Annotated in this window: 18 protein-coding genes; 10 read left to right on the top strand and 8 right to left on the bottom strand. The window is 46.5% G+C overall.

Annotated features, from left to right (window positions below; all coding sequences use genetic code 11):
- The first annotated feature begins 195 nt into the window (after nucleotides 1-195).
- From F752_RS0103410 to F752_RS0103400, 3 genes are all read left to right on the top strand, one after another.
- Entirely contained in the window at nucleotides 196-1,542 is a 1,347-nt protein-coding gene (locus F752_RS0103410) for a deoxyguanosinetriphosphate triphosphohydrolase (protein ID WP_017730329.1), read from the top strand.
- Nucleotides 1,543-1,692: 150 nt separating this feature from the next.
- Nucleotides 1,693-4,101, top strand: coding sequence for an efflux RND transporter permease subunit (locus F752_RS0103405; RefSeq protein WP_017730328.1), 2,409 nt, complete (start codon nucleotides 1,693-1,695; stop codon nucleotides 4,099-4,101).
- Between the two features lie 72 nt (nucleotides 4,102-4,173).
- Nucleotides 4,174-5,310 (top strand): PAS domain-containing sensor histidine kinase, encoded by a 1,137-nt coding sequence (locus F752_RS0103400; RefSeq protein WP_017730327.1) that lies wholly within the window; start codon nucleotides 4,174-4,176, stop codon nucleotides 5,308-5,310.
- A 201-nt stretch (nucleotides 5,311-5,511) separates the two neighbouring features.
- On the opposite strand, the gene F752_RS0103395 is transcribed toward F752_RS0103400, so the two are convergent.
- Nucleotides 5,512-5,958 (bottom strand): hypothetical protein, encoded by a 447-nt coding sequence (locus tag F752_RS0103395; protein WP_017730326.1) that lies wholly within the window; start codon nucleotides 5,956-5,958, stop codon nucleotides 5,512-5,514.
- A 271-nt stretch (nucleotides 5,959-6,229) separates the two neighbouring features.
- Between F752_RS0103395 and ileS the strand changes: the two genes are divergently transcribed.
- A complete protein-coding gene (ileS, locus tag F752_RS0103390; protein ID WP_017730325.1) occupies nucleotides 6,230-9,565 on the top strand; it encodes an isoleucine--tRNA ligase in 3,336 nt (1,111 codons plus the stop codon).
- A 277-nt stretch (nucleotides 9,566-9,842) separates the two neighbouring features.
- Here the strand turns inward: ileS and F752_RS0103385 are convergent, their stop codons facing one another.
- A complete protein-coding gene (locus F752_RS0103385; RefSeq protein ID WP_152425009.1) occupies nucleotides 9,843-12,644 on the bottom strand; it encodes a T9SS type A sorting domain-containing protein in 2,802 nt (933 codons plus the stop codon).
- Nucleotides 12,645-13,519: 875 nt separating this feature from the next.
- The gene (locus F752_RS26185; protein WP_017730322.1) at nucleotides 13,520-13,678 is read right to left on the bottom strand and encodes a hypothetical protein; all 159 of its coding nucleotides are present in this window, start codon (nucleotides 13,676-13,678) and stop codon (nucleotides 13,520-13,522) included.
- 42 nt (nucleotides 13,679-13,720) lie between these two features.
- Here F752_RS26185 and F752_RS0103365 point away from each other — a divergent pair, with 42 nt between their 5' ends.
- Both F752_RS0103365 and F752_RS0103360 read left to right on the top strand, forming a co-directional pair.
- Nucleotides 13,721-14,740, top strand: a complete 1,020-nt coding sequence (locus F752_RS0103365; RefSeq protein ID WP_017730321.1) for a potassium channel family protein — start codon at nucleotides 13,721-13,723, stop codon at nucleotides 14,738-14,740.
- 9 nt (nucleotides 14,741-14,749) lie between these two features.
- Complete coding sequence (locus F752_RS0103360) at nucleotides 14,750-15,304, top strand: DUF421 domain-containing protein (RefSeq protein ID WP_017730320.1); 555 nt, start codon at nucleotides 14,750-14,752, stop codon at nucleotides 15,302-15,304.
- A gap of 61 nt (nucleotides 15,305-15,365) precedes the next feature.
- On the opposite strand, the gene F752_RS0103355 is transcribed toward F752_RS0103360, so the two are convergent.
- A complete protein-coding gene (locus F752_RS0103355) occupies nucleotides 15,366-15,674 on the bottom strand; it encodes a DUF721 domain-containing protein (RefSeq protein ID WP_026135485.1) in 309 nt (102 codons plus the stop codon).
- Nucleotides 15,675-15,818: 144 nt separating this feature from the next.
- Nucleotides 15,819-16,934, bottom strand: a complete 1,116-nt coding sequence (recF, locus tag F752_RS0103350; RefSeq protein WP_017730318.1) for a DNA replication/repair protein RecF — start codon at nucleotides 16,932-16,934, stop codon at nucleotides 15,819-15,821.
- Between the two features lie 254 nt (nucleotides 16,935-17,188).
- On the opposite strand from recF, the gene pdhA reads away from it, so the two are divergent.
- The 4 genes from pdhA to F752_RS0103330 all read left to right on the top strand — a co-directional run bounded on the left by pdhA (nucleotide 17,189) and on the right by F752_RS0103330 (nucleotide 21,201).
- On the top strand, nucleotides 17,189-18,235 hold the full coding sequence (gene pdhA, locus F752_RS0103345; protein WP_017730317.1) for a pyruvate dehydrogenase (acetyl-transferring) E1 component subunit alpha: 1,047 nt from the start codon (nucleotides 17,189-17,191) through the stop codon (nucleotides 18,233-18,235).
- 62 nt (nucleotides 18,236-18,297) lie between these two features.
- The gene (locus tag F752_RS0103340) at nucleotides 18,298-19,011 is read left to right on the top strand and encodes a tetratricopeptide repeat protein (RefSeq protein WP_017730316.1); all 714 of its coding nucleotides are present in this window, start codon (nucleotides 18,298-18,300) and stop codon (nucleotides 19,009-19,011) included.
- Between the two features lie 249 nt (nucleotides 19,012-19,260).
- Nucleotides 19,261-19,755, top strand: a complete 495-nt coding sequence (gene ribH / locus F752_RS0103335; protein WP_017730315.1) for a 6,7-dimethyl-8-ribityllumazine synthase — start codon at nucleotides 19,261-19,263, stop codon at nucleotides 19,753-19,755.
- Nucleotides 19,756-19,875: 120 nt separating this feature from the next.
- Complete coding sequence (locus F752_RS0103330; protein WP_017730314.1) at nucleotides 19,876-21,201, top strand: aspartate kinase; 1,326 nt, start codon at nucleotides 19,876-19,878, stop codon at nucleotides 21,199-21,201.
- A 425-nt stretch (nucleotides 21,202-21,626) separates the two neighbouring features.
- Here the strand turns inward: F752_RS0103330 and F752_RS0103320 are convergent, their stop codons facing one another.
- The 3 genes from F752_RS0103320 to F752_RS0103310 form a co-directional block, all read right to left on the bottom strand.
- Nucleotides 21,627-22,346: a pirin family protein gene (locus F752_RS0103320; protein ID WP_017730312.1), complete on the bottom strand. Its 720-nt coding sequence runs from the start codon at nucleotides 22,344-22,346 to the stop codon at nucleotides 21,627-21,629.
- A gap of 10 nt (nucleotides 22,347-22,356) precedes the next feature.
- Nucleotides 22,357-22,821, bottom strand: coding sequence for a MarR family winged helix-turn-helix transcriptional regulator (locus tag F752_RS0103315; protein WP_017730311.1), 465 nt, complete (start codon nucleotides 22,819-22,821; stop codon nucleotides 22,357-22,359).
- Between the two features lie 124 nt (nucleotides 22,822-22,945).
- On the bottom strand, nucleotides 22,946-24,499 hold the full coding sequence (locus F752_RS0103310) for a sodium:proton antiporter (protein ID WP_017730310.1): 1,554 nt from the start codon (nucleotides 24,497-24,499) through the stop codon (nucleotides 22,946-22,948).
- Between the last annotated feature and the right edge of the window lie 200 nt (nucleotides 24,500-24,699).

Here is a 24,699-nt window from a genome sequence, read left to right as displayed (position 1 = left end):
GAGCGGGGATAAGAAACAAAGATTTCTTTTGCCGGCTGATAAATAAAGCCTTTATTTGAGGTGGATTTTCAATGGTGGAAGTCGGGCAATGGTACGGACAGACTAAGCTTTAATTTTTACGCTTAATGTCTTACACTCATAGTCTAACATCTCAAGTCTAACATCTCAAGTCTAACATCTCAAATCTACTACTTCATGATGCACTGGAAGCAATTACTTTCGGCACAACGTATCGATAAAAAACACCCGGCTTCACATGCCACCCGCAGCGCCTTTGAGCAGGACTACGACCGTATTATCTTCTCCTATCCCTTTCGCCGCCTGCAGGATAAAACCCAGGTTTTTCCGCTTCCGAAAGAGGATTTTGTACATACCCGCCTTACGCATAGTCTGGAAGTAAGCAGCGTGGGCCGTTCCTTGGGCAAAAGAGTGGGTGAGGCCCTGGTGCAGCGGCACAAAGAACTGGCCGAAGCCGAAATAAGCCAGTACGACTTTGGCGCTATCGTGGCCGCTGCTTCCCTTACACACGATTTGGGTAACCCTCCCTTTGGCCATTGTGGCGAGGCGGCTATTTCCGATTTCTTCCGGAATTCATCCACCGCTCAGCTGATTCGTCCGCACTGCAACGGAAAGGAGTGGGAAGACCTTACCCGTTTCGAGGGTAACGCCCAGGGCTTCAGGCTGCTGAATAAAGAAAATTACCAGGGGCTTAAGCTTACTTCGGCCACGCTGGCGGCTTTCAGTAAATACCCCTGCGAGTCATATCTGAAAGAGAAAGATTCCTCTCGCATCAGTCAAAAGAAGTACGGCTTTTTCCAGAGTGAGAGGAGGGTTTTCGAGCAGGTGGCCGAAGCCACTGGCATGCTTAGGTTGGGCAGGGGCGAAGATGCCAGCTGGTGCCGACATCCGCTTGCCTTTCTGGTGGAGGCCGCCGACGATATCTGCTACCATGTGATTGACCTGGAAGATGGATGCCGTATGGGGCTCATCAGCTTTGAGCAAACCCGCGACCTGCTGGGAGCGCTGCTGGGGAGCAGGTACAAGCCCGAAAAGCTGGAGCGCATTCGAGGAAAGAATGAAAAAATAAGTGTGCTGCGGGCCATGGCAATAGGAGAACTGATTGAACAGGCTTCTGCTGTTTTTCTGGAAAATGAAGAAGACATTTTGCAGGGCAGGTTTGAAGAGAGCCTGGTAGACCTTGTGCCGGCGGCGAAAGTAATGAGTGATGTTAAGCGGATTTCTGTAGAAAAAATATACCGCTCGCAGGTAGTGCTCGAAACCGAAATTGCAGGTTTTGAGGTACTGGGAGGTCTGCTCGATGCTTTTATCAGTGCTGCTTATTTTAAAAAGGTGGATCCGCAGGCTTTTTCGCCCCGCCACCGCTCTACCCTGCGTCTCCTGCCGGAAGAGTACGATCCGGCCGGGCAGGAAACGGTATATGAACTGGCCATGAGCTGCCTCGATTATGTATCGGGCCTCACCGACAGCCATGCAGTGGCCCTTTTCAGGAAGATAAAAGGAACCGCCCTGCCAGTGCTATAGGAAGCGAAGGAGTTTAATTATTCTTAAATAATATAACTAAAGTGCAACGGGAAACCAGGGGAGGTGCTGGAAATCAGTGTAATAAGTAAGGGGCTTTTTTTGTAAAACAAAGAAAGCTATTTTATACCTTTGCAGCTTATCTGTAGCAGCATGTGGAATTTACTGGCATCTTTTATATTAAAATTCAGGCTTCCTTTAATTCTGGCCATAGGGTTGGTTACGGCTTTCTTTGCCACTAAAATACCCCAACTGGAGCTTTCGTACGAATATGCCAATGTGGTTCCTTCGGACGACCCGGATATGGTGTTCCTGAAGGAGTTTAAAGATCGCTTTGGGGAGGACGGTAACGTGCTGGTAATTGGCATGAAGGACAGCAGCGTATACCAGGCTCAAAACCTCAGGCGCTACAAGTATATGAGCGAAGAAATGTCGCGCATTAAAGGGGTTGAAGGCGTGCTCTCGCTCCCGCTGCTGCAGCGGGCGGTTAATGATCAGGAAAATCGCAAATTTGTGCTGGAACCTATTTTCGACGATGTTCCTGAAGATCAGCAGGCAGTCGACAGCTTATTGCAGCTCGCCCTCGATCAGAAAATTTACAGTAGTCAGCTGATAAACCCTTCGAACGGGGCTACTCTTATGCTGCTGACCATCGATACCTCAATCCTGAACTCGGGCAAACGCTCTTCCATGATGGACGATATTCTGCTGGCAGGGCGTCAGTTCGAGGAGAAGACTGGTATTCAGCTTCATTACGCCGGTATCCCTTTCGTGCGCTCCGTCATGACTACCAAGGTGCAGGCCGAGTTGAAAATGTTTCTGGTGCTTTCGGTGGTGGTAACCGCTCTTATTTTGCTGTTCTTTTTCCGTTCGTTCAATGCCGTTATTTTCCCGGTAATTGTTATTGGGGTCATGATCGTCTGGTCGCTGGGCAGCCTGGTGCTGCTTGGCTATAAAATTACTCTGCTTACGGGGCTTATTCCGCCCATTATTGTGGTTATTGGTATTCCAAACTGTATATACCTGCTCAATAAATACCATCAGGAGTATGCCAAGCACGGGCAGCAAATACCTGCCCTGGCACACATTATCCATCGCATTGGTTTTGTTACCCTCATTACTAATTTTACTACGGCCGTAGGCTTTCTGGTGCTGATGTTTGCCGATATTACCATTCTGAAGGAATTTGGTATAGTCGCCGGTATTAACATTCTGGCAACTTTTGTGGTCAGCATTATCCTTATTCCGGCCATCTTCTCCTACCTGAAAGCGCCCTCTCCGCGCCATCTCCGCCACCTCGACTCCAGGCCGCTCGAAAAGGTAATTACCGGATTTGATCTGGTGGTACACCGCCACAAATACAGTGTGTTTGCCGTTACGGCCGTAATACTGCTGATTTCAATTGTGGGGATGTTCAAAATTCGCTCCAACGCCTATATGGTGGACGATATACCGGAAGATAGTCAGGTAAAAAGAGACCTGGCATTTTTCGAGCAGAACTTCGGGGGAGTAATGCCGCTGGAAGTGGTGGTCGATACCGGACGGCCACGTGGGGTCATGAACCTGCAGACGCTGGAGAAAATAGAAAAGCTTGAAACGTTTTTTGCCGCTCAGGAGCACATTACTCCGCCTGTTTCCCTGGTAAGTTTCTTAAAAGCCACCCGCCAGGCCTTTTATAACGGACAGCCCCAGTTTTACGAATTGCCCGGTAACCGCGAGCGGGCTTTTATTCTGCCCTACCTCCGCAACAGCCAGGAGAGTGAAAAGCTGAGCCAGTCTTTTGTCGACTCCACAGGCCAGCTGATGCGTATTTCCATGAAAGTGGCCGATATTGGTTCCATTAAAATGGATTCGCTGATTACGCAGGTAATTCAGCCCGAAATAAAAGCTGCTTTTGGTGAAGATGAGCAGGTGTCGGTAAAGATAACAGGTACTACCCTTTTGTTTATCAAAGGAAACCAGTTCCTGATCCAGAACCTCCGCTCCAGCCTCCTGATTGCTTTTGGCGTTATTTCTATTGTAATGGCGCTGCTCTTCCGGAATGTCCGGATGATCATTATCTCCATTATTCCAAACCTGGTGCCGCTTTGTGTTACCGCCGGCCTTATGGGTTATTTCGGTATACCACTGAAGCCCAGTACAGCCTTAATTTTCAGTATTGCCTTTGGTATATCGGTAGACGATTCTATTCACTTCCTGGCCAAATACCGGCAGGAGCTCTTTTACAATAAATTCTTTGTAGCAAAGGCCGTAAGTGCCAGTTTGCGGGAAACAGGGGCGAGTATGATTTACACCTCTATCGTACTGTTCTGTGGGTTTATCATTTTCGCTTTCTCTGATTTTGGCGGAACAGTGGCTCTGGGTATCCTTACCTCCACTACGCTGCTTTTTGCCATGTTTACCAACCTTATCCTGCTCCCTTCGCTATTGCTGGCTTTCGATAGCGGTAAATATCCGAAAGATGAGTATGCATTGATCGAACATTACGAGGAATTCTATACTGAAAGCGAAGATGAAGAAATTGATCGGAGCCAGCTGGAAGTAGAGCAAACAGCAGGCTAAACTATCTCAGGAAAAGGAGTCGTCCCTATAACTTTTTCCTTTTGCCCCGGTTGTTTTTAAGCAGGGCAGCTTTTGGCGCATGTTACCGAAAGTGGAGTAAGAGGCGAATATCGTGCAGAAACTGGAAATAGGAGTAGTGTGGATGTATATAAACTAATAACTGAAACGGTTCCGGAATTTTTCTTTGTCTACCACCTGGAAGAAAAGAAAATTATGTTCGTGAGCCCGCAGTTTTATGAGCTGGCAGACGGACACGAAGGGTCCGACCATAATGAACGGCTCCGTTCCTACATCCACCCTGAGAGCCAGCAGGAGTTTGACCGTTTTTTTGATGACCTTTCCTCTGAAAATGATTATGCCGGGCGGGTAGAGCTACAAACGGGCGAAGATATGGGAAGTATTAAATGGGTAGAGCTGTTTACCTTCCCCGTCGATGATGAAAAAAATAAAGTTCGACAAGTGGTCGGGCACATAATTGATATTACCGACAAAAAGGAGAAAATGTCGGTGCTGAAGGAAGAGCACGAAAAGCTCGATAGTGTTCTCAAAATCCTGGCTCATGACCTCCGGGCCCCTTTTTCCCAGGTGTATATGATTGCCGATATCCTGATGCGGATGATGAGCGATGAGGAAAAGGATCGTTATGGTTCTTATATAGGCATGCTCCAGAACCTGGGAAACCGCTCCCTGGTGCTGCTCGATAACCTGCTTCGCCTGGTTTCGCTGCAGGAGGGTACGCTCACGCTGGACCTTAAAAAGCACGACCTCCGCAAGCTTGTGGATGGGGTCATGGAAAACTTCCGGATTAATTTTAATGAAAAGAGTATCGTCAGTACCATTAAAGCTCCCGATTTTGCTGTTGTAGCCGAGGTAGATAAAATTCTCCTGGAGCAGGCCATCAGCAATCTGGTATCCAATGCCCTCAAATTTACCCCCGCTGGAGGGGAAATTGGAGTTCACATCCGGCAGGAAGACAAAGAAGTTCAGATAGAAGTACAGGATAACGGGATTGGTATTCCGGAAGATCATATTCCCGACCTGTTCAAGGAATTTTCTAAAATAAGGCGCAAAGGCCTGAAAGGCGAAAAATCCACCGGTCTTGGCCTTGCCATCAGTCAGCAGATTGTGCAGCTCCATGGCGGAAAGATACATGTAAAGAGCCAGGTGCAGCAGGGCACTACTTTTACAGTAGAGCTACCACTTCATTAATCAGTACGAATAGTTGGTTTGAGGAGAGAAAGGAAAAGAACTTGCTTATTCCCTTCTCTTGCTACAAAATTGATCGAAAGCGAAGAAGTGTCATGGAAGAGCTGGGTAGGAGCAAGTATCTGCCTGCAGAAAGCAGAAAAAAAGAAGTCCCACAGATCTTCGTTTTCGGACTCGTGGGACTTCGGAATATTTCATTTTCCGCTACTTCTTGTTAATGGTAATATACCTGAAGGGCCATAATTTAGACATATCCTGCTCTACCTTTTTCCCGTTGTGTTGAAAACTCTTAAAGTCATTGTCTCTTTCTTTTTCATAAATGAGAGTAAGAGTATCGGTGAAACCTTTATACTCCAGAAAATAAGTTTGTGTGTGTCCATAGGAAGCAAAATAGCTCATTCCATTACTTACCCAATGAGTTGCGAAAGTGTCCTTTTGAATATCTGGAACAAACGCCTCTACCTCCAAGTCTTCAATTACCTTTTTTTCCCCTTTCTCCAAATACCACACAGTAACTTCACCTATAATCAGTTCGCCTCCCTCGTCTTCCAGCACGAATCGTATTGGGGAAGGAACATCAAAACTTGGCCCTGGCTTTGAGCAGGAGATGAAAAATAGCGGGATTAGTAAAAGGATTATTAAATTTTTCATGATTAAGTTTTTAAACCCCTGGTATCAGAAAAGGGTTTTTCTTTATCTATTTAAAGTTTCACCGGCTAAAAGAGCAATGATTAGATATAAAATACAACTTTTAAGCGATTAAATTAAAATGTTGTAACATTAGTCTCCTGCGCGCTTTCTAGGAAAATTACATGCTCATTGCTTACTTCAGTCTTATCAAAACCAGCTGACTTTTATCATATTAAAGCGGATTCCCCTATATTTGCAGATTATTGATTTGAACAAGTAAAATCTACTTTTTGTGAAGTATCGCGAGTATAAAGGTATCAGTTACGCAGCGCTGGCAGATGATATTCTGCAGTACTGGAAAGACAATAAAATCTTTGAAAAGTCGGTAGATAGCCGGGAAGGAAACCCCAGCTTTACCTTTTTCGAAGGACCTCCGTCGGCCAATGGTACGCCGGGTATTCACCACGTAATGGCCCGCGCGGTAAAGGATATTTTTTGCCGCTACAAAACACTCCAGGGCTTTCAGGTAAAGCGTAAGGGTGGCTGGGATACACACGGCCTGCCTGTAGAACTGCAGGTAGAAAAGGAGCTGGGTATTACCAAAGAAGATATCGGTACTAAAATTTCGGTTGAGGAGTACAACCGGAAGTGCCGCGAGGCGGTAATGAAGTTCAAAGACCAGTGGGATGATCTTACCGAGAAAATGGGCTACTGGGTCGACCTGGATAACCCCTACATTACCTTCGAGCGCGATTATATGGAGAGCCTCTGGTACCTGCTTAAGCAGCTGTACGACAAAGGACTGCTCTACAAAGGCTATACCATTCAACCTTACTCACCGGCTGCCGGTACCGGCCTGAGCTCGCACGAGCTGAACCAGCCGGGCTGCTACCGCGATGTAAAAGATACGTCCATTACTGCCCAGTTTAAGGTGGTTCGCAACGAGCGCTCAGAGCCTCTTTTTGCCAATGCCCAGGGCGATGTGTTCTTTATTGCCTGGACCACCACTCCATGGACGCTCCCGGCCAATAACTCCCTGGCCGTAGGCAAAAACATTAACTATGTAGCCGTAAAAAGTTTCAACCAGTATACATTCGAGCCTATTACCGTAGTGCTGGCGAAAGATCGCGTAAGTGGCTACTTCAATAAAAAAGCCGAAGGCATTGCACTGAGCGATTATAAGCCCGGCGATAAACTGATTCCTTTTGAAATAGCCGGTGAGTTTAGAGGCAGCGAACTGGTAGGGCTCGACTATGAGCAGCTGATGCCTTACATTCCGCTTGAAAAGCCGGCTTTTACCGTGTTGGAAGGCGACTTTGTAACGACTGAAGATGGTACCGGGATTGTGCACCTGGCGCAAACCTTTGGCGCCGATGACTATCGTGTATCGGTAAAACACCATGTGCCGGGCGTTTTCGTTACGGACGAAGAAGGTAACCAGGCCCCGATTGTCAATAAGCAGGGCCGTTTCGTACAGGAAATTACCGACTTTGCCGGTATGCCGGTGAAGAATTATGCCGGTGAAGACGAAAGCGATGCAGAATACCGCTCGACCGACGTAAAAATCGCCATTAAGCTGAAGGAAGAAAACAGGGCCTTTAAGGTAGAAAAGTACGAGCACAGCTATCCGCACTGCTGGCGTACCGATATGCCTATCCTCTACTATCCGCTCGAAAGCTGGTTTATTAAAACCACGGCAATGAAGGATCGGTTGGTGGAGCTGAATAAAACCATTAACTGGAAACCAAAATCGACCGGCGAAGGCCGCTTTGGCAACTGGCTCGAAAACCTGGTCGACTGGAACCTGAGCCGCAGCCGCTACTGGGGTACGCCCCTGCCCATCTGGCGCAGCGAAGATAAGAAGGAGGAAAAGTGCATCGGCTCCGTAGCTGAGTTAAAAGCAGAAGTAGAAAAAGCCATTGCCGCCGGTTTTGAGCAGAAGCCCATCGATGCCGATTTCGACCTGCATCGCCCGTTCGTAGACGATGTAATTCTGGTAAGCGACAGCGGACAGCCCATGCGTCGCGAAAGCGACCTTATTGATGTATGGTTCGACAGCGGCGCCATGCCTTATGCGCAGTGGCACTATCCGTTCGAGAATCAGGATGTATTCAAAAATAACTTTCCGGCCGATTTTATTGCCGAAGGTGTAGATCAAACCCGTGGCTGGTTCTTTACGCTCCACGCCATCGCCGGTCTGCTGTTCGATAACGTGGCCTACAAAAATGTAATTGCCAACGGCCTTGTGCTCGACAAGAATGGCAATAAAATGAGCAAGCGCCTGGGCAATGCGGTCGATCCCTTCAAAACCCTTGCGGAATATGGTCCTGATGCCACCCGCTGGTATATGATCAGCAATGCAAATCCATGGGATAACCTCAAATTCAACATCGAGGGAGTACAGGAGGTGCAGCGCCGTTTCTTTGGTACGCTCCAGAATACCTATAACTTCTTCGCGCTTTATGCCAACCTCGATGGTTTTACTTTTTCCGAAGAAGAAATTCCAATGGCGGAGCGTACGGAGAGTGATCGCTGGATTATTAGCAAACTGAACAGCCTGGTGGTGGAAGTGGAGCGGGCGTATGACGAGTACGAGCCTACCCGTGCCGCCCGTGCCATCATGGACTTTACTACCGACGACCTAAGCAACTGGTATGTTCGCCTCAATCGTAAACGTTTCTGGAGAGGTGAGTATAATGCCGATAAGCAGGCTGCTTACCAGACGCTCTACACCTGCTTATTAACTATCGCTAAGCTGGGTAGTCCTATTGCACCTTTTTATATGGACCACCTCTACCGCGACCTGAATGGTGTAAGCGGTAAGGAAGAGGCAGATTCAGTACACCTTGGCCAGTTTCCGGTGGCTGATGAAGGCCGCATTGATGCGCAGCTGGAGGCTAAAATGGATAAAGCACAGCTGGTGTCATCGCTGGTACACTCCCTGCGCAAGAAAGATATGCTGAAGGTGCGCCAGCCGCTGAGCCGCATCCTGATCCCAATCCTTAATCCGGAAACCCGCGAGCAGATAGAGGCCGTGGAAGATCTTATTCTGAGTGAGGTAAACATTAAGGCCATCGAATATATCGACGATACCAGCGGCATTCTGGTGAAGAAGATAAAGCCGAATTTCCCTCGCCTGGGCAAGCAGTACGGCCCTAAGATGAAGGAGATCAGTAAGGCCGTGGCGCAGTTCGGACAGGAAGATATTGCCGAAATCGAGCGTCAGGGCCAGAAGACCATAGAACTCAGCGACGGACAGGTTATCCTGACCCGTGAAGATGTGGATATCACTTCAGAGGATATTCCGGGCTGGTCGGTTGCCAGTGAAAACGGCCTGACTGTAGCCCTGGATGTAACCCTTACAGATGAGCTTCGGCAGGAGGGTATTGCCCGCGACCTGGTAAACCGTATCCAGAACCTGAGAAAGGATATGGGACTAGAGGTGCAGGATAAGATAAAGATAGCCGTAGAGCGAGGCGATGAGCTGGTTGAGGCTGCCCTGGAAGCCAACCATGACTACATTTGCGCCGAAACACAGGCTCTTTCACTGGAGCTGCAGGAAGAAGTAGCCGATGCCACTGAGCTGGAAATGGATGAACTTAAACTACGGGTAAAAATAAGCGTATAAAACCCAGAACATTTCCTTCTAAGAAGCCCTGCCTTGTAATGAGGTGGGGCTTTTTTCTTTTCATAAGAGGAGGGGACAAACTGATACTTTAGAGGGGAAAGATAACAGCTTCCTTCTTTTTATATAGAAGCCCTTTCGGGAGTGTAGGAGCGTTTCCATCTAATTGTCCGGGGCTTTTCTTAGCCAAGAAAAAAGCGGCCCGAAGGTATCGGACCGCTTTTGGTTAGTTCTCTCCTGGCGTATGCCAGGGATAATTCCTTTGTTCAAAGGAAGCTCATCATTCCCTAATGGTTACAATCTTACCAGTCTGGCTGCCAAATTCTGTCTGCAGAATGTAGAAGAGCATGCTGCCGGAATCTTTATTCAGCTGTAGCTGCTCTTCGTATACCTTTCCGGCTTCCATTTCTCCATTAAACAGGATGCTGTGCTGTCTGCCATCCATAGAGTATACCTGCAGTACGGCCTGGGTCGCGGTTGGTGAACTGAACCGGATAGTGGTTACCTCTCTTGCAGGATTTGGAAAGGCTATCAACGACAGGGAGTTATCAAGGTCGGAAGGTGCCTTAAATTCGCCATCAGAGATGCGAGCTGCTGCCGAAGAAGTTTGAGAGCCGCAGAGCAGGTTGTTATTGTATGCATCCAGTATTTTGGCAAGGTCAAGCGCTATTGCATAATTTGGATCTCCGCCACCTTTGCCCTTATTGGAAATATAACTGCTTTTAGTGCCATCAAAACCATACTGGGCCAGAAGGGCCTCTGCCTGTTCCGCAGCCAATGCTGCGCTTGCGCATTCATAGGTATCAGAATTTTTATTTAGTTGATACGTCATTAAATGTTTTGCCAGCTTGTAAGCAGCATCACTAGCCATTTTTGCATATTTCCTTCCATCATTCTGTCGCTCATCTAAGATTAGTACTGCTAAATTACATGTAGTAAGGGTGAAACTGGATGTGCCGCTTGTCCATAAAGTATGAGGTAAATGATCATCCAGTAGCCAAAAGTCTGCTTTTTCGCCACCATTTTCTCTGGCTTCCATTACTTTATCATATTGGTTGCCACCTGAGCAGGAGCTCCAGTTCTTCCAGTAGCCTGGGGTACGGGCATTGCCGCCTGGAGGTGGTATATTGTTAATCTCAAATTCAAGGAAGATTAAATCTAGTTCATCGCTTCCATAGGTATTTAGCGGGAGTGGAATGCTGGTGCCTGCGCCGATCTCAAAGCAGTAGTTGCCAATAGCTTCTCCCTGGTTAAAGTCGCCACCGCCGTTTATTACCTGCGGATCGTACCAGGAAACATCCTGAAGAACACCATTAGCATCTCTGTATTTGATGGAGACTGTAAATGCTGCGCCAACATTTGTCTCACAAATGGTATAAGTCTGGTCTTTGCTTAGGACTAAGCTTTCAAACAACATACCATCTGCATCGTTTGCTACTGTTTCAGTTATTGGCTGTGGTAAATCCCCACCAGAAATGGTAAATGACCACTGCATTGTTGGATCGACTACTCCATCAGTAAGCTTTCTCAGCTTAATTTTGCTGCAGGCTTCCACATTAACTGTCAGGCTTGCTTCGCTATCGCAGCTCTCTTCAGGGTATTCGCGAGATACAGTAGCATAGAAAGTATGAGAGCCTACAGCTAAATCTTGCATGTCTTCAATAACGGTAGCCCGTGCTGCATCGCTGTACCAAACAACATTATCGGTAGAAAGAGCTCCAATCTCATCATTGTAGCTACTTAAAGCAACTCCTACCATTTCTCCTTCGCAGAAATCAGCAGTTGCATTTTGTAGCGCAGGCGCTTCAAGAATTTCAATAGCTAGTTCTGCTTCGCTGTGGCAGCTTTCGCTATCTGTATCTGCGTAAGAGCGGCTAACAGTAGCATAGAAGGTATGAGGGCCTGCAGCTAAATCGCCTGTTGATGTAACCATAGTAGTTCGTGCCGCATCGCTGTACCAAACAACATCATCAGTAGAAAGAGCTCCAATCTCATCATTGAAATCAGCTAAGGTAGTATTGCTCTGCTCATCTGCACAGAAATCAGCAGTTGCATTTTGTAGCGCAGGGAGGGGGTTTACAGTCAGCTCACCCTCATCCGGATCTGATTCGCAACCATTACTACCTCTTACTTTAACATATACAGCGGTTCCTTCTGTGGCATTTGGTATGCTTAAGGTATTGCTTGTAGAATAGGTGCTGTAAGCTCCGTCTCCAATCTTCCAGGAATATTCAAGCGTTCCAACACCGCCATGTGGTGTCGCGGTAAACTCTGCTGTTCCGCCCTCGCATACTACTTGATCATCCACAGTTACACTTGGAGTTACATCAAAGTTACCCCATGCTAAGTCCTGTAAAGAGGCCTGTAATGAATTAAGCGAAGGAGCATTCCTTGTTTCCAGTAAAAAGCTTGAAAAGCAGGGAACGCTTCCAAAGAGATCGCATAAGTTTACACTTCCTTCAAAAAATGAACCGGTAACATAGCCAGGTCCACCACTCTTTGGAGCATAGCTCCAGGTTTGGCCCTCAAATGTTACAGAAGGCACAGGATATAATTGATTGTTAACCATGGCGTCTTCGCTGCTAGTTTTGCCTGTAATCTCATTTAGTTCACCATGTGATCCTCCAGAACCTACCCACTCATAAATTGAAATCAAAGGTTCACCACCTCCATTGGTAAAGTGGGTAAGAATTAAGAGATCCCCTATTTGGTGCTCACCACTAAAGCCACTAGGTGGGGTTCCAATTGGAGCAACCTCATCTTTAAAGAACCAAAAGCCAATTTGTGCATCTCCATTAATGGCAGTTCGGTCTCCGAAAAAATACAAGTTACATCCAATTAAGGCTGCTCCAGCATTGGAAATGTCTCCTTTGTCGTTGGTGTTACCAATGTTCCATGTCCATTCCTGTAGCGGATCTCTATCTTGGGAGCCCATAGTAAATTGATCATCACCAGTGTTGTTAGCGTCTCTTTTTAAAGATTTTACAGTTACAGTGCTGCCTGGGTCATAAATTGAGGCCCAGTCACCAGGATTACCATCGACTGTAATGCTCTGTCCTGTAGATGCAAGAGGAACAGCCATTCCCAACAACAATAAAAATGCGGTAAGTAGTGTAAATTCTGCTTTTAAATGCCTCCTGAAGAAGCAATGAAAAAATGTGTGGGGTGTGTTAGGACAGGGATTTTTCCCGGTCCGGTTGTAAGAATCTTTCATAATAAAAAAGGTATGGAGTTTTAAAAAATAAGGGGGAGATACACGAAAGTACCTCGATGAACAGATGCAGGCAGATTAACTGCTTTGGGAGTAGGCAAAGGGGTAGCCCTGCCCGAATGGGGTGCTTTGAGTGAAAATGCTAAAATGGGAACAGAAACTTTTTAGTTATTTAATCTTACTGTTTTAATAATTCATGAGAAAAAGCACTCCAAAACAGCTACACACGCATAAAACAGGAAAAAACATTGATGTCTCCTATTAATAAAGGATCTTTGTTTTGCTGGGGCGGCTAAAGAATTTTCCAGGCGCATTTCCTGAGCGACTGAGGGAAAGACTACCAAATTTGGGGTGTAAAAATCTGTTTCCACAGGCTCAAAAAATTAATTGGTTAAACCAATAATTAAGAAGAAAAACATTCTCCGGATAATACCCGAAGTGTGTTAGCAAAGTAAAAATAAAAAATCGTAAAATACTAATTATAGTATAGAATAATTTACTGTAACTGATTGTAAAATAGGCACATATGTTATTAGGGTGCAATGGCCTGTGTGGTCGCTAGCTTTTATTTTTGTACCTTATTATTTGTGAAATATTTATTTAAAAAAAAGCTGCTTTGGCTAACGCTGATCCGGGTGCTAACTGCCTTCGGCTGGAGAAGTTTCAGTTTTTTACAGATTAGTGACTTTTTTGCAAGAGTAGTTTCGGAAAAATAAGGAATAATTACCTTCTTTCTCTCTGTTTCGTCAATAACCCATGGAGAGGATAAGTAACTTAATTGCTGCTGAGTAGGTAATACGGTTTCTTATTTTTTGGATGACATGTACCAGCTTTTTGACCGGGATTACCGGGTTGTAAGAAGGGTAATAAGCCTGTATTCTCCCGAACAGAAGGCTTCCTTTCATGTGCCAACAAATTAGACTTTTGCCTGTTCCTAAAAGAAAAATATGAACTGGCTGCTTTTTTCTCTCGGTGTCCTTCTTGTTGTTTTTACTCTTGTTGATGCACTCTGGACCTCTCTTTGGGTAGATGGTGGCGCGGGTCCTTTTGCCCGCAGGATGAGCCAGGGCTTATGGTCTGTTACTCAAAAAGTGGTAAAAGATTACAACCATCGGACTCTCAGCTTAGCCGGACCAGGTATTCATACTATTACCGTTGTAGCATGGGTGCTGATGCTCTGGGGTGGTTGGGTCATGGTTTTTGCCTCTGACTATGATTCACTGAAATATTCACGGCCTCATGGTTCTACTGATCTGTCAGGGATAATTTATTTTGTAGCTTACACTCTTTCCTCCATGGGGAATGGAGACTATTATCCTGCGACTGATGGATGGGAAGTGGCGGCTTCTTTTACCACGGTGAGCGGTATTTTTATGTTTACCCTGGTGGTGAGCTTTTTAATGTCGGTGGTTCAGGGGGTAACGCAGAAAAGGTCCCTGGCCGGCCAGATTGCCGGTTTAGGGAAGACATCAGAAGAAATTGTTTTAAATGCATGGGAGGATGGGACCCTTCGTGGACTGAATCCGCAGATTATGTCCATTCTGCAGCAAATCGGACAGCTCACGACTCAGCAGTTAGCTTATCCTATTCTGCACCGCTACCATGGGGCTATTCCGGAGCGGGACAGTGCTCCCACTATTGCCATTTTTGATGAAGCACTTACGCTCATTCGCTTTGGCATAAAAGAGGAATACCGGCCACCAAAAGCGCTGTTGAAATCGGCTCGTTCTTCAGTAGACAGCTATTTAGAAACGCTTAAAATGGCCGCTATCCAGCCCTCAGCAGATGTTCCTTCGCCACCCGATTTAGAAAAGTTGAAACAGGCAGGGCTGCCTGTTGTAAGTGAAGAGGAGTTTAAAAAGGCGCTGGAAGGAGAGGAGAAAAGACGAAAATTATTAAAAGGCCAGGTGACTGCCAACGGCTTTCGCTGGCCCGGGAGTGGCAAAAGCCCTTTTCAGCAGAATTAATTGATAGACATGGATAAAGTAAACTTTTTCTTTAGCGGATGGGAGCCTATTCTCCGGATTTTTGTGGTTGGAACTCTGGCCTACATCATACTCATTATCCTGCTTAGAATTTCGGGGAAGCGTACACTGGCCCAGATGAGCGGATTCGATTTTGTCATCACCATTGCCATTGGCTCTACTTTTGGTCGCCTCATAACCGCAAAAGGGGTATCGCTGGCAGAAAGCGCCGCCGCCTTTGTCCTGCTCATCTTTTTACAGTATATCATGGCTTATCTGGATGTAAAGTGGCCCTCCTTCTCAAAGGTACTCAAGTCAGATCCTTCCCTGCTCTTTTACCGGGGGAAGTTCCTGGATGGTAACCTCCACCAGAATCGGGTAACAAGGAAAGAATTATTGGGAGTAATCAGGCAAAAGGGAATTGGTTCAATGGAAGAGGTAGAGGCTATAGTGCTTGAGCCTGCGGGTAAATGGTCAGTTATTCCAAAATCTTCCGCGGCAGGAGAGGGAGAAGGTTCTTCTCTCCGAAATGTGGAAGGGGTTCAAAGAGAACAAGAAGGTAGCTGAGAATAAAATTAAAGCCTCGTCTCTTTTTAAAGATCGTAAAGCAGCGGAGAAAAGCCGGCTGCTAAATAAATATCACCTCATTTACAATATCATGCCCAAATTCGGCGCGGAAAAGGGCAAGTACTTTGCTCTTGCTTCCATTGAGCTCGTGTTTTAGAGGAGCCGACTTGAGTTCGATGAACATCACCTTATTTTTGATGAAAATTTTATTAGTGCGGCGGGCAATGGGTGCACCCATAATCTTTTCCCAGGAGCTAATCAGCTGGGCTTCGTCGAAACGATCTTTTAGTCGGTAGGTATTCAGCAGGTCCTGCACGGCTTCTTTCATGGTAAATACTTCTGCTTTTCGGGAGCTATACTTTTTATGCATGAGGTGCGCGTTTTGGTTACTGAGAATAACGAAGGTAATAAGCCGCCTGCTAAGAAATGCTACCGTCAGGGCATTAAAGTTTTCCACTTATCCACAATACCCTGTAGTTATTTGCTAACGGTGTGGGCATACCAATCCTTCTGGCTATTCAGCCATTATTCTCCTGGCCTCCCCGGCCTCTATTCTGTATACCCTAACTTCAGTATCGCTTAATTGTTGAAAAATTCGCTCGGTTCTTTCGGGGCGGGCATCGGTAACGAACAGCTGCCCAAAGGCGTGGCCGCTTACCAGCTCCATTAATTTGGCAATGCGGTGGTCGTCTAGCTTGTCGAAAATATCGTCGAGCAGCAAAATGGGTTTGTAGCCCTTGTGCTGGCGTATGCTGTCGAAATGAGCGAGTTTTAAGGAAATGAGAAAGCTTTTTTGCTGACCCTGTGAGCCAAACTTCTTCAGCGGGTGCCCGTCAATTTCAAAAACAAAATCATCTTTATGGATGCCGATATTGCTGCGCTGCAGGGCCAGGTCGCGCCGAAGGTTATTCCTGAGCTCAGCTTCCGGGTTAGCTACATCCATATTGGATTCGTAGCGGATGCTCACTGCTTCTTTGCCTTCCGACAGGTTCTGATAGTGGCTCAGGAAATAGGGAAGGTAGTCCTGCAGAAAGTCCCTGCGGGCCTTCAGGAGCAGCTGCCCAAATTCGAGCAGGTGCCGGTCGTAAGGCTCGAGCAGGTCGCGGTCGAAGGTATTATTTTCGGAGAATTGCTTCAGCAGGCTGTTTCGCTGCTTGAGTACATGGTTGTACTGGAGGAGCCACAGCAGGTATTGCTGGTCGATTTGTGAGAGGATGCTGTCGAAGAACTTTCGTCTTGTTTCGCTTCCTTCCCGGATTACATCGGTATCGTTAGGGGCAATGAGCACCACCGGGTACCGGCCAATATGCTCACTCATTTTATCGTAATCTTTTTTATTGCGCCGGAGCACCTTTCGCTGCCCCTGCTGCAGGCTGCACTGGATGGTTTCCTGCCTGTCTTCTTTCCGGAACATGCCCCGGATAACCATAAAATCGCTTTCGTGCCGGATATTCTGCACATCTATGGGGTTAAAAGCACTTTTTGTAAGGCTCAGGTAATGGATAGCATCCAGCATATTGGTTTTGCCGCTTCCGTTACTTCCTACCAGACAGTTGATTTCCGGCGAAAATTGCAGGTTTATTTCTTCGTAGTTCTTAAAATTTAGCAACTCCAGCGATTCAAGGTGCATTAATTTTTTCTTTGTAAGAGGTTTTTACTTAATTTCGCAAAGTTCAACTATATACAGTGGCGTTTCCAGGTATTTAAACCGGGATTCGTGCAAAAGTGCCGGGCTGCTTTGAAAAGGGCTGCTCAAAAGTAAAACTATTCTCTTTAATAATGTTTACTTTTTATAGGTTCTTTGCAGAAAGAGGAGATGCTTAATGCTCTGTATATGAGTATGATACTAAAGTGATGTATATTTAAAGGTAATTAAATTTTAATATGGCGACAGCAAAGAGCAAAGAGCAGAAGGGTAACAGTGCACCATCGGGAGCAAAGAAAGATAAGTTTTCGAAAGAGACCTACATGACCTGGTTTGAGAGCATGCTGCTGATGCGGAAGTTCGAGGAAAAAGCGGGGCAGCTTTATGGCCAGCAGAAAATCCGAGGCTTTTGCCACCTCTACATTGGCCAGGAAGCCTGTGTGGCAGGAGCAGTATCTGCTTTAAAAAAAGGAGATAAATATATTACAGCGTACCGCGACCATGCCCACCCGATTGGCCTTGGCAGCGACCCCAGGACTATTATGGCCGAATTGTATGGAAAAGAAACCGGTATCTCGAAGGGGAAAGGTGGTTCTATGCACATGTTCGATAAAGAGAATAACTTTTTTGGAGGCCATGGTATAGTAGGCGGGCAGGTGCCGCTGGGTGCAGGAATTGCCTTTGCCGAAAAATTCAATAAAACAGATAACCTTTGTGTGTGCTATATGGGCGATGGTGCCGTGCGGCAGGGTGCATTTCATGAGGCGCTTAACCTGGCCATGCATTACAAGCTGCCTATTATATTTGCCATTGAAAATAATGGCTATGCCATGGGTACCTCTGTAAAAAGAACCTCTAATGTAACGGAACTGTACAAGCTGGGGTCGGCTTACGACATGCCAAGCGAGCCGGTAGACGCCATGAGTGTGGAGGAAGTCCATAATGCTTTTGAAGCGGCAGCAGAGCGTGCTCGCAAGGGAGAAGGGCCAACACTGCTCGAGCTACGCACTTACCGTTACAAAGGACACTCTATGTCCGACCCGGCCAAGTACCGTACTAAAGAAGAGCTGGCCGAGTACAAAGGAAAAGACCCAATCGAGCAGGTGCGGAAAGCCATACTCGAAAAAGGCTTTGCAAATGAAGATGAGCTGGCAAAGATTTCGGATAAAGTAAAAGAGCAGGTGGCCGAATGCGTGAAATTTGCCGAAGAATCTGACTACCCGGATCCATCAGAAGCTTATCGCGATGTATATGCACAGGAAGATTACCCATACCTAGAGGATTAATCTGAGAAAGGCTATTATTTATTTCAATAATTGCATAGATTTGCAGCCTTAAATATTGTATAATGGCAGTAAAACAAAAGAAGACTCAAAACGCTAAAGGCGGTAACGAGCTGTTGGAAAATCCGGAGGCACTGGCGGAGCGTTTAAGCAGAACAGAAGATTTTCTGGAAAAGAATAAGAAGCTGGTATTTGGTATTGGCGGAGTATTGGTTTTAATCGTGGCAGGTTTCTTTGCCTATAAAACCTATATGAACAACCAGAACCAGGAGGCCCAGACAAATATGTTCCAGGCTATCTATTACTTTGAAGCCGACAGCCTTAACCAGGCCCTCAATGGCGACGGTAATTATCCCGGCTTTCTGGAAATTATCGATGACTACAGCGGGACAGATGCCGCCAACCTGGCGCATTACTATGCCGGTGTTGCTTACCTGAAACAGGGTGAGTTTAATGAAGCCATTGAGCATTTGCAGGAGTTCAGCTCCGATGACCTATTGGTGCAGGCCCGTGCTTATGCCCTTATCGGCGATGCTTATATGGAGCTGGAGGATTATGCCACTGCTGCCGAGTTCTACGATAAAGCGGCTAATTACAAGCCAAACGAGTTCTTTACACCACTTTACCTCTCACAGGCAGGCTTTGCCTATGAGCTTGCCGGTAATTTGGAGGCTGCATTGAGCCGTTATACAGAAATAACAGAAAAATACGTAGGTGCCAATGAGTACGAGAATGCCCGAAAACAGAAGGCAAGGCTGGAAGCAATGGCATCAAACTAATACCTGAAAGGAATACGAATGTATAAAGGGATAAAGTTGAGATGCTTTATCCCTTTTTTATTTTATGCCTTTGAAGCAGTGGGCTTTACCCTCAGGGGACGCTGCGATAAGCGTAAAAGGAGCAGCAGGAGGTAAATCTCCACCACTTATGGAGGCGAAGTATATATTGATATACCTAAAGAAATGCTTCTAATACATCTGCCGAAAGCAGGTGAGAACAATAGCGTATAAACCCATTAACACAATCATATGGCCAGCACAATTAAAAACCTGAGCGACCACAGCAATAAAAACCTTATTAACATTGCTCATAAGAAATTTGCCATAGTCGTATCGGAATGGAATGAGCAGGTAACCGAGTCCTTATATAACGGCGTTGTAGAAACGCTGAAAGAACATGGAGCCCGCGAAGAAAATATTATCAGCGAAACAGTTCCCGGCAGCTATGAGCTAAGCCTGGGAGCACAATGGATGGCGCAACAGCCGGAAATTGATGCGGTTATATGCCTGGGGTGTGTTATACAGGGAGAAACCAAGCACTTCGATTTTATTTGCAATGCGGTAGCGCATGGCTTAACCCGTGTAAGCCTCGACTTTAACAAGCCAGTAATTTTTGGCGTGCTTACTCCTAATACCCTCCAGCAGGCACTCGACCGGGCAGGTGGCAAGCATGGCAATAAAGGAGATGAAGCAGCCATTACAGCCATTAAAATGCTGGGAATGCAGCAAAAAATAAGACAGTAACCGCTAGTTTCTAAATGTTGTAGAAGAATCCCCTTCCTCGTTTTATTCAGAAGGGAAAAGGAGCAGACTAAAAAGAAACCTGATTTTCAGTTTCTTCCCAAGACTAAAGACTAAAAACATATGAAAGTCCTCAAATTTGGAGGAACCTCTGTAGGTACTCCCGAACGAATGCAGCATGTGGCAAGGCTGATAAGCCGGGAAGCCGGGACAAAAATCGTGGTGCTCTCTGCTGTATCCGGCACCACCAACACCCTCGTGCGCATTAGCGAGCATTTACGTGCCGGAGAAGAGCAGAAAGCTGCTATTGCCATAGATGACCTGTATGGACAGTACAAAGAATTTGTACGTAACCTTCTGACGCAGGCAGAGGAGCGAAAGCAGGCTGAGGAGGTACTGGAGGAGCACTTCAACTTCCTGAAGAACCTGCGCAAAGTAGGCTTTACCACCCTGGAGGAGAAGGAAGTCCTGGCCCAGGGCGAACTGCTCTCCACCAGGCTGTTTCACCTGTACTTGCAGGAGCAGCAAATCAATGCTGTTTTTTTACCCGCCCTCGATTTTATGGTGATAGACGACCATAAAGAGCCGGTATTAGATAAAATACAGGAAGGCCTGCGTGAGCAGTTGAGCAGTTTTAAGGATAAAAAGGTATTTATTACGCAGGGCTTTATTTGCCGAAATCACCTGGGGCATGTCGATAACCTCAGACGCGGTGGGAGCGACTATTCCGCTTCCCTGATTGGCGGTGTGCTGCATGCAGAAGAGGTGCAAATCTGGACCGACATCAGCGGTATGCATAATAATGATCCGCGGATTGTTAAAAATACCCATCCTATTGCCAGACTGTCGTTCGATGAGGCCGCGGAGCTGGCTTACTTTGGTGCTAAAATCCTGCACCCTTCCAGTATTTTGCCTGCGCAAAAATACAATGTCCCGGTTCGTTTGCTCAATACCATGGAGCCCGAAGCGGAAGGTACCCTCATCGGGACTGAAACAGAAAGCTCCGGGGTAAGAGCTATTGCCGCGAAGGATGGTATTACGGCTATCAAAATAAAGAGCGGTCGTATGCTTATGGCTTATGGCTTCCTGAGGAATGTTTTTGAAGTGTTTGAGCGCTATCGCACACCCATTGATATGATTACCACCTCCGAAGTGGCCGTGTCGCTTACCATCGACGATAATTCTCACCTGGGCCAGATTGTATCAGACCTGAGTGAATTGGGCCAGGTGGAGGTAGATAAGAACCAGGCTATTATTTGCCTGGTTGGCTATCAGCTGGCCGAGCAGAGAGGGATTGTTACCAGGGCCCTCGAATCACTGCACCACGTTCCCCTGCGCATGATTAGTTATGGAGGAAGCAAGCATAATGTTTCTATCCTCATTGATGCGCAATTTAAAAACGAGGCCCTTAATAGCCTGCATGATAATTTATTCGGCGACCAGCAATAAGTGCTTTTTGCACCATGTTTTGAGGAGTAGGAAGTGCTGCTTTCTACTGAAAGGAATAAAAAAAAGCAGGCTTTTGTATATCAGAGCTAAAGCGGTTCCTTTAGTGTAAGAGGACTCGCCTGCTGGCATGGTACAGGATTCTATGACCCGGATACTGGAGCTTACTTTATCCTGTTCCATGAGCTTTAAAAGGAGGTTTTTGATAAAAAACAGATTAGACCGCTTACCTTTTTGCGCTGGCGCGTATTAATGTGTAAAGTATGGCAATAGTAAAAGGGTTACCGGGTGTGGATTAATTGGTAAGGCAATATAAAGACATACCCTCTCTCTCTTCAACCCTTCCAGAAGAAAAGCCTGTTTCGTGAGAAACAGGCTTTTTTTATATTCTTTTACTCCAACTGTTTAGCAGCTCTTATCACTATGGCTTAGCGACTGTGCATAGGCACTTCTATCAGGAGTAGCTCACTGTTTTCGGTTGCTTTTACGGTAATCGCATCGGTTTCGCTAATGCCAATGGCGTCACGCTGCCCAAGGCGTTGGTTTGCCACCTCTACTGTACCACTGAGCACGAATAAGTAAACCCCCTGCTGCTGGCCGTGGAGCTGATACGGAAGCTCTTTTCCTGCCTCCAGTGTACTAAGAGAGAACCAGGCATCCTGGTTAATCCATAGCGCTTCCTTACTGTCTTTCTCCGGCGAAACAACTGTTTGCCAGTTATTCAGTCGGCTGGCGGGGTCGAAGGTTTTCTGATCGTAGCGGGGCTTGATGTTTCGCTCCTTCGGAAATACCCATATCTGCAGAAAGCTCACCGGTTCCTCCTTCGAATGGTTAAATTCCGAATGAGTAAGGCCCGTACCTGCCGACATAATTTGTACATCGTTGGTTTTGATAGGATGCGCATTACCTTCACTATCGGAATGAGCAAGGGTTCCCTGAAGCGGAATGGACACAATTTCCATGTTATCGTGCGGATGTTCGCCAAAACCTCTGCCGGGTGCCACCCAGTCATCATTTAATACTCTTAACATCCCGAAATTGATTCTTTCAGGATCATAGTAACCTGCGAAGCTAAAAGTGTGGTGCGATTTAAGCCAGCCATGATTGGCGAAGCCACGGCTGTCGGCTTTATGGAATGTGGTCTTCATGTATCGTATTTTAAATTTTTCGGTTGTTGTTTCTGCACTGATCCAGGAGAGCGTTTAATTCCTTTGCCTGCTGCTCATCGAGCGATTGAAAGCGGCGAATTAAATCTGGCATCATCTGGTCGGTCTTTTTTAGTAGCGCCAGCCCTGTTTCGGTGATAGAAACATGAACCTGCCGGCGATCTTCGCTGCTTTCCTGCCTTTCGACCAGCTTTTTGAGACGAAGTTTCTCTACCAGGCGGCTCACATTCGACATTTTATCGAGCATTCGCTCATTTAAGGTAGCAACGGTTACAGGGGCTCCCTTCATTCCTCTTAAAATTCTGAGCAGGTTATATTGCTCCGGCGATAGTCCGAATGGCTTCAGGAACTTCTTATTCAGGGCCGCTACCCAGTTACCGGTATAAAGAAGATTGACCATCAGTTTATGATGTTCCGACTCAAAGCTTTCCTGCTGAATTTCTTCTTCCAGTCGCATAAGTATTTACTTGTATATACACTTATTGTAACGACATGTTTTTGATTAAAGTTCGCTAACTGCTGGAGATGGGCTATAGAAGGTATAAATCCGGCAGAAGGAAGAGCCTTCTGCCGGAAGCTTTTTAATTTACAAAGGCAAAAAAGACCAGCCAGGTAATTACAAGAATCGGGAGCAGGAAAGGAACAGAATAGCGGATTAGATACCCAAAGAAAGAAGGCATTTTAATACCAATCTGCTCCGCAATAGACTTCACCATAAAGTTTGGTCCGTTACCAATATAAGTCATGGCACCGAAGAACACTGCGGCAACGGAAATAGCTTTCAGTTCCAGCACCGAATCAGGATAGGCGCCACGGGCAAAGGCAATAACCTCCTGCATATTGGTAAGTTCGGCGCCTTTAGAGGCCATGGCCGCGGCCAGGAAGTTCAGGTAAGTAGGGGCGTTATCAAGAAAAGCAGAGAGCGTTCCCGTTCCCCAGTAGAGGGTATTGGGGCCTATAAGAGCAGCACCCTCTTCCGATTGGGCGAAATTTCCTACCAGCTCCAGGGCGGGCATCATGGTACCAAAAATACCGATGAAGATAAACGCTACTTCCCGGATGGGCTCAAAGTTAAAGTCATTGGAGGAAAGTGCTTCCTTGCTTGCAAAGCGGTAGGAAAGGTAAGCCACCGAAAACATTATTATTTCGCGAATGTAGGAAAAGACCTGCCCATGATAATGGATGCCGGGCACATACTCAGGAAAAACGTTGGGGTCGATAAACACCGCCACAATAATAATGGCCAGCCACCCGAAATTTCGGGTCCCGATAATGGTGATTTTATTTGAATGCTCCGGTTGTTCGCTTTCCGCCTCATCAAGACCTTCCTTGTTCCGCTTATCGACAAAGTAAAACATTACTGCCAGTATGGCCAGCGCGAGTAGCCATGGCAAAAAGTTATGCTCCAAGGTCCAGAAGAATGGAATGCCTTTAAGAAAGCCCAGGAAGAGTGGCGGGTCTCCGATTGGCGTTAAAGAACCACCTACATTGCTCACCATAAAGATGAAAAAGACAATGTGGTAAGCTTTTATGCGGCCCCGGTTCAGCCGGATGAAAGGACGAATCAGGAGCATAGAGGCACCGGTGGTACCAATAAGGTTTGCCAGTACCGAACCGATCAACAGCAAACCAACGTTGGTGGCGGGGGCCGCTTTTTTGTCAACATTAATGAGTATACCTCCGGAGGCAATATAGAGAGAGGCCAGTAGGGCAATAAACTGAATGTACTCGAAGAGCGCGTGAATTACGCTGGCTACATTGAGGAGGTAAAAGATATAGTAAAGCACCACAATGGCTGCCAGGGCCACTGCAATCAGTGGATAATTTTTATGCCAGAAGTGCTCGTAGAATAGAGGCCCGGTGGCTATCATCAGTAGTAAAAGCACAAAAGGAATTACCATCCAGATGGGTGCCTGGGCTATGGAGTGTTCGCCATCCTCATGGGCTTCTTCTTCCGGATGCACCTCCTCCGCATGCACTTCCTCCTCCTCTTCGGCAGGGTGTTGGGGAGCTTCCTGTACAGCAAGGGCTGTCGGGTTGTTTCCGGCATATGCCGGAGAGGAACTTAGACTACCTGCAGAGAGCAGGGTAAGAGTAATGAGTAACAGTTTGATATAGGAAATAAATTTTTTCATCGGCAATTGCTTTCTACACCTGACCATAAATGCGGTCCCATCAAAAAAAAAGTCCATGTAGGATGGTGATACCCACAAGGCTTTTAATGTTTAAACACCTTTTACTGGTGGCAGAGTGGAACTATGGGCCTAAAAATAAGAATTAGATTAATTTTTTAGTAAAACTAATCGAAATTTTATTTCAACGGCAGTTCCACACC

This window comes from Nafulsella turpanensis ZLM-10 (genome assembly GCF_000346615.1).
Classification (GTDB): domain Bacteria; phylum Bacteroidota; class Bacteroidia; order Cytophagales; family Cyclobacteriaceae; genus Nafulsella; species Nafulsella turpanensis.
Note: the sequence above shows the minus strand (reverse complement) of the source record. Positions and strands in the feature narration are given on the sequence as shown.

Coding starts and splice junctions, on each gene's coding strand:
- F752_RS0103410 (WP_017730329.1), top strand. CDS start 196: ATGATGCACTGGAAGCAATTACTTTCGGCACAACGTATCGATAAAAAA.
- F752_RS0103405 (WP_017730328.1), top strand. CDS start 1,693: ATGTGGAATTTACTGGCATCTTTTATATTAAAATTCAGGCTTCCTTTA.
- F752_RS0103395 (WP_017730326.1), bottom strand. CDS start 5,958: ATGAAAAATTTAATAATCCTTTTACTAATCCCGCTATTTTTCATCTCC.
- F752_RS0103385 (WP_152425009.1), bottom strand. CDS start 12,644: ATGGCTGTTCCTCTTGCATCTACAGGACAGAGCATTACAGTCGATGGT.
- F752_RS26185 (WP_017730322.1), bottom strand. CDS start 13,678: ATGAAAGGAAGCCTTCTGTTCGGGAGAATACAGGCTTATTACCCTTCT.
- F752_RS0103365 (WP_017730321.1), top strand. CDS start 13,721: ATGAACTGGCTGCTTTTTTCTCTCGGTGTCCTTCTTGTTGTTTTTACT.
- F752_RS0103360 (WP_017730320.1), top strand. CDS start 14,750: ATGGATAAAGTAAACTTTTTCTTTAGCGGATGGGAGCCTATTCTCCGG.
- F752_RS0103355 (WP_026135485.1), bottom strand. CDS start 15,674: ATGCATAAAAAGTATAGCTCCCGAAAAGCAGAAGTATTTACCATGAAA.
- recF (WP_017730318.1), bottom strand. CDS start 16,934: ATGCACCTTGAATCGCTGGAGTTGCTAAATTTTAAGAACTACGAAGAA.
- pdhA (WP_017730317.1), top strand. CDS start 17,189: ATGGCGACAGCAAAGAGCAAAGAGCAGAAGGGTAACAGTGCACCATCG.
- F752_RS0103340 (WP_017730316.1), top strand. CDS start 18,298: ATGGCAGTAAAACAAAAGAAGACTCAAAACGCTAAAGGCGGTAACGAG.
- ribH (WP_017730315.1), top strand. CDS start 19,261: ATGGCCAGCACAATTAAAAACCTGAGCGACCACAGCAATAAAAACCTT.
- F752_RS0103330 (WP_017730314.1), top strand. CDS start 19,876: ATGAAAGTCCTCAAATTTGGAGGAACCTCTGTAGGTACTCCCGAACGA.
- F752_RS0103320 (WP_017730312.1), bottom strand. CDS start 22,346: ATGAAGACCACATTCCATAAAGCCGACAGCCGTGGCTTCGCCAATCAT.
- F752_RS0103315 (WP_017730311.1), bottom strand. CDS start 22,821: ATGCGACTGGAAGAAGAAATTCAGCAGGAAAGCTTTGAGTCGGAACAT.
- F752_RS0103310 (WP_017730310.1), bottom strand. CDS start 24,499: ATGAAAAAATTTATTTCCTATATCAAACTGTTACTCATTACTCTTACC.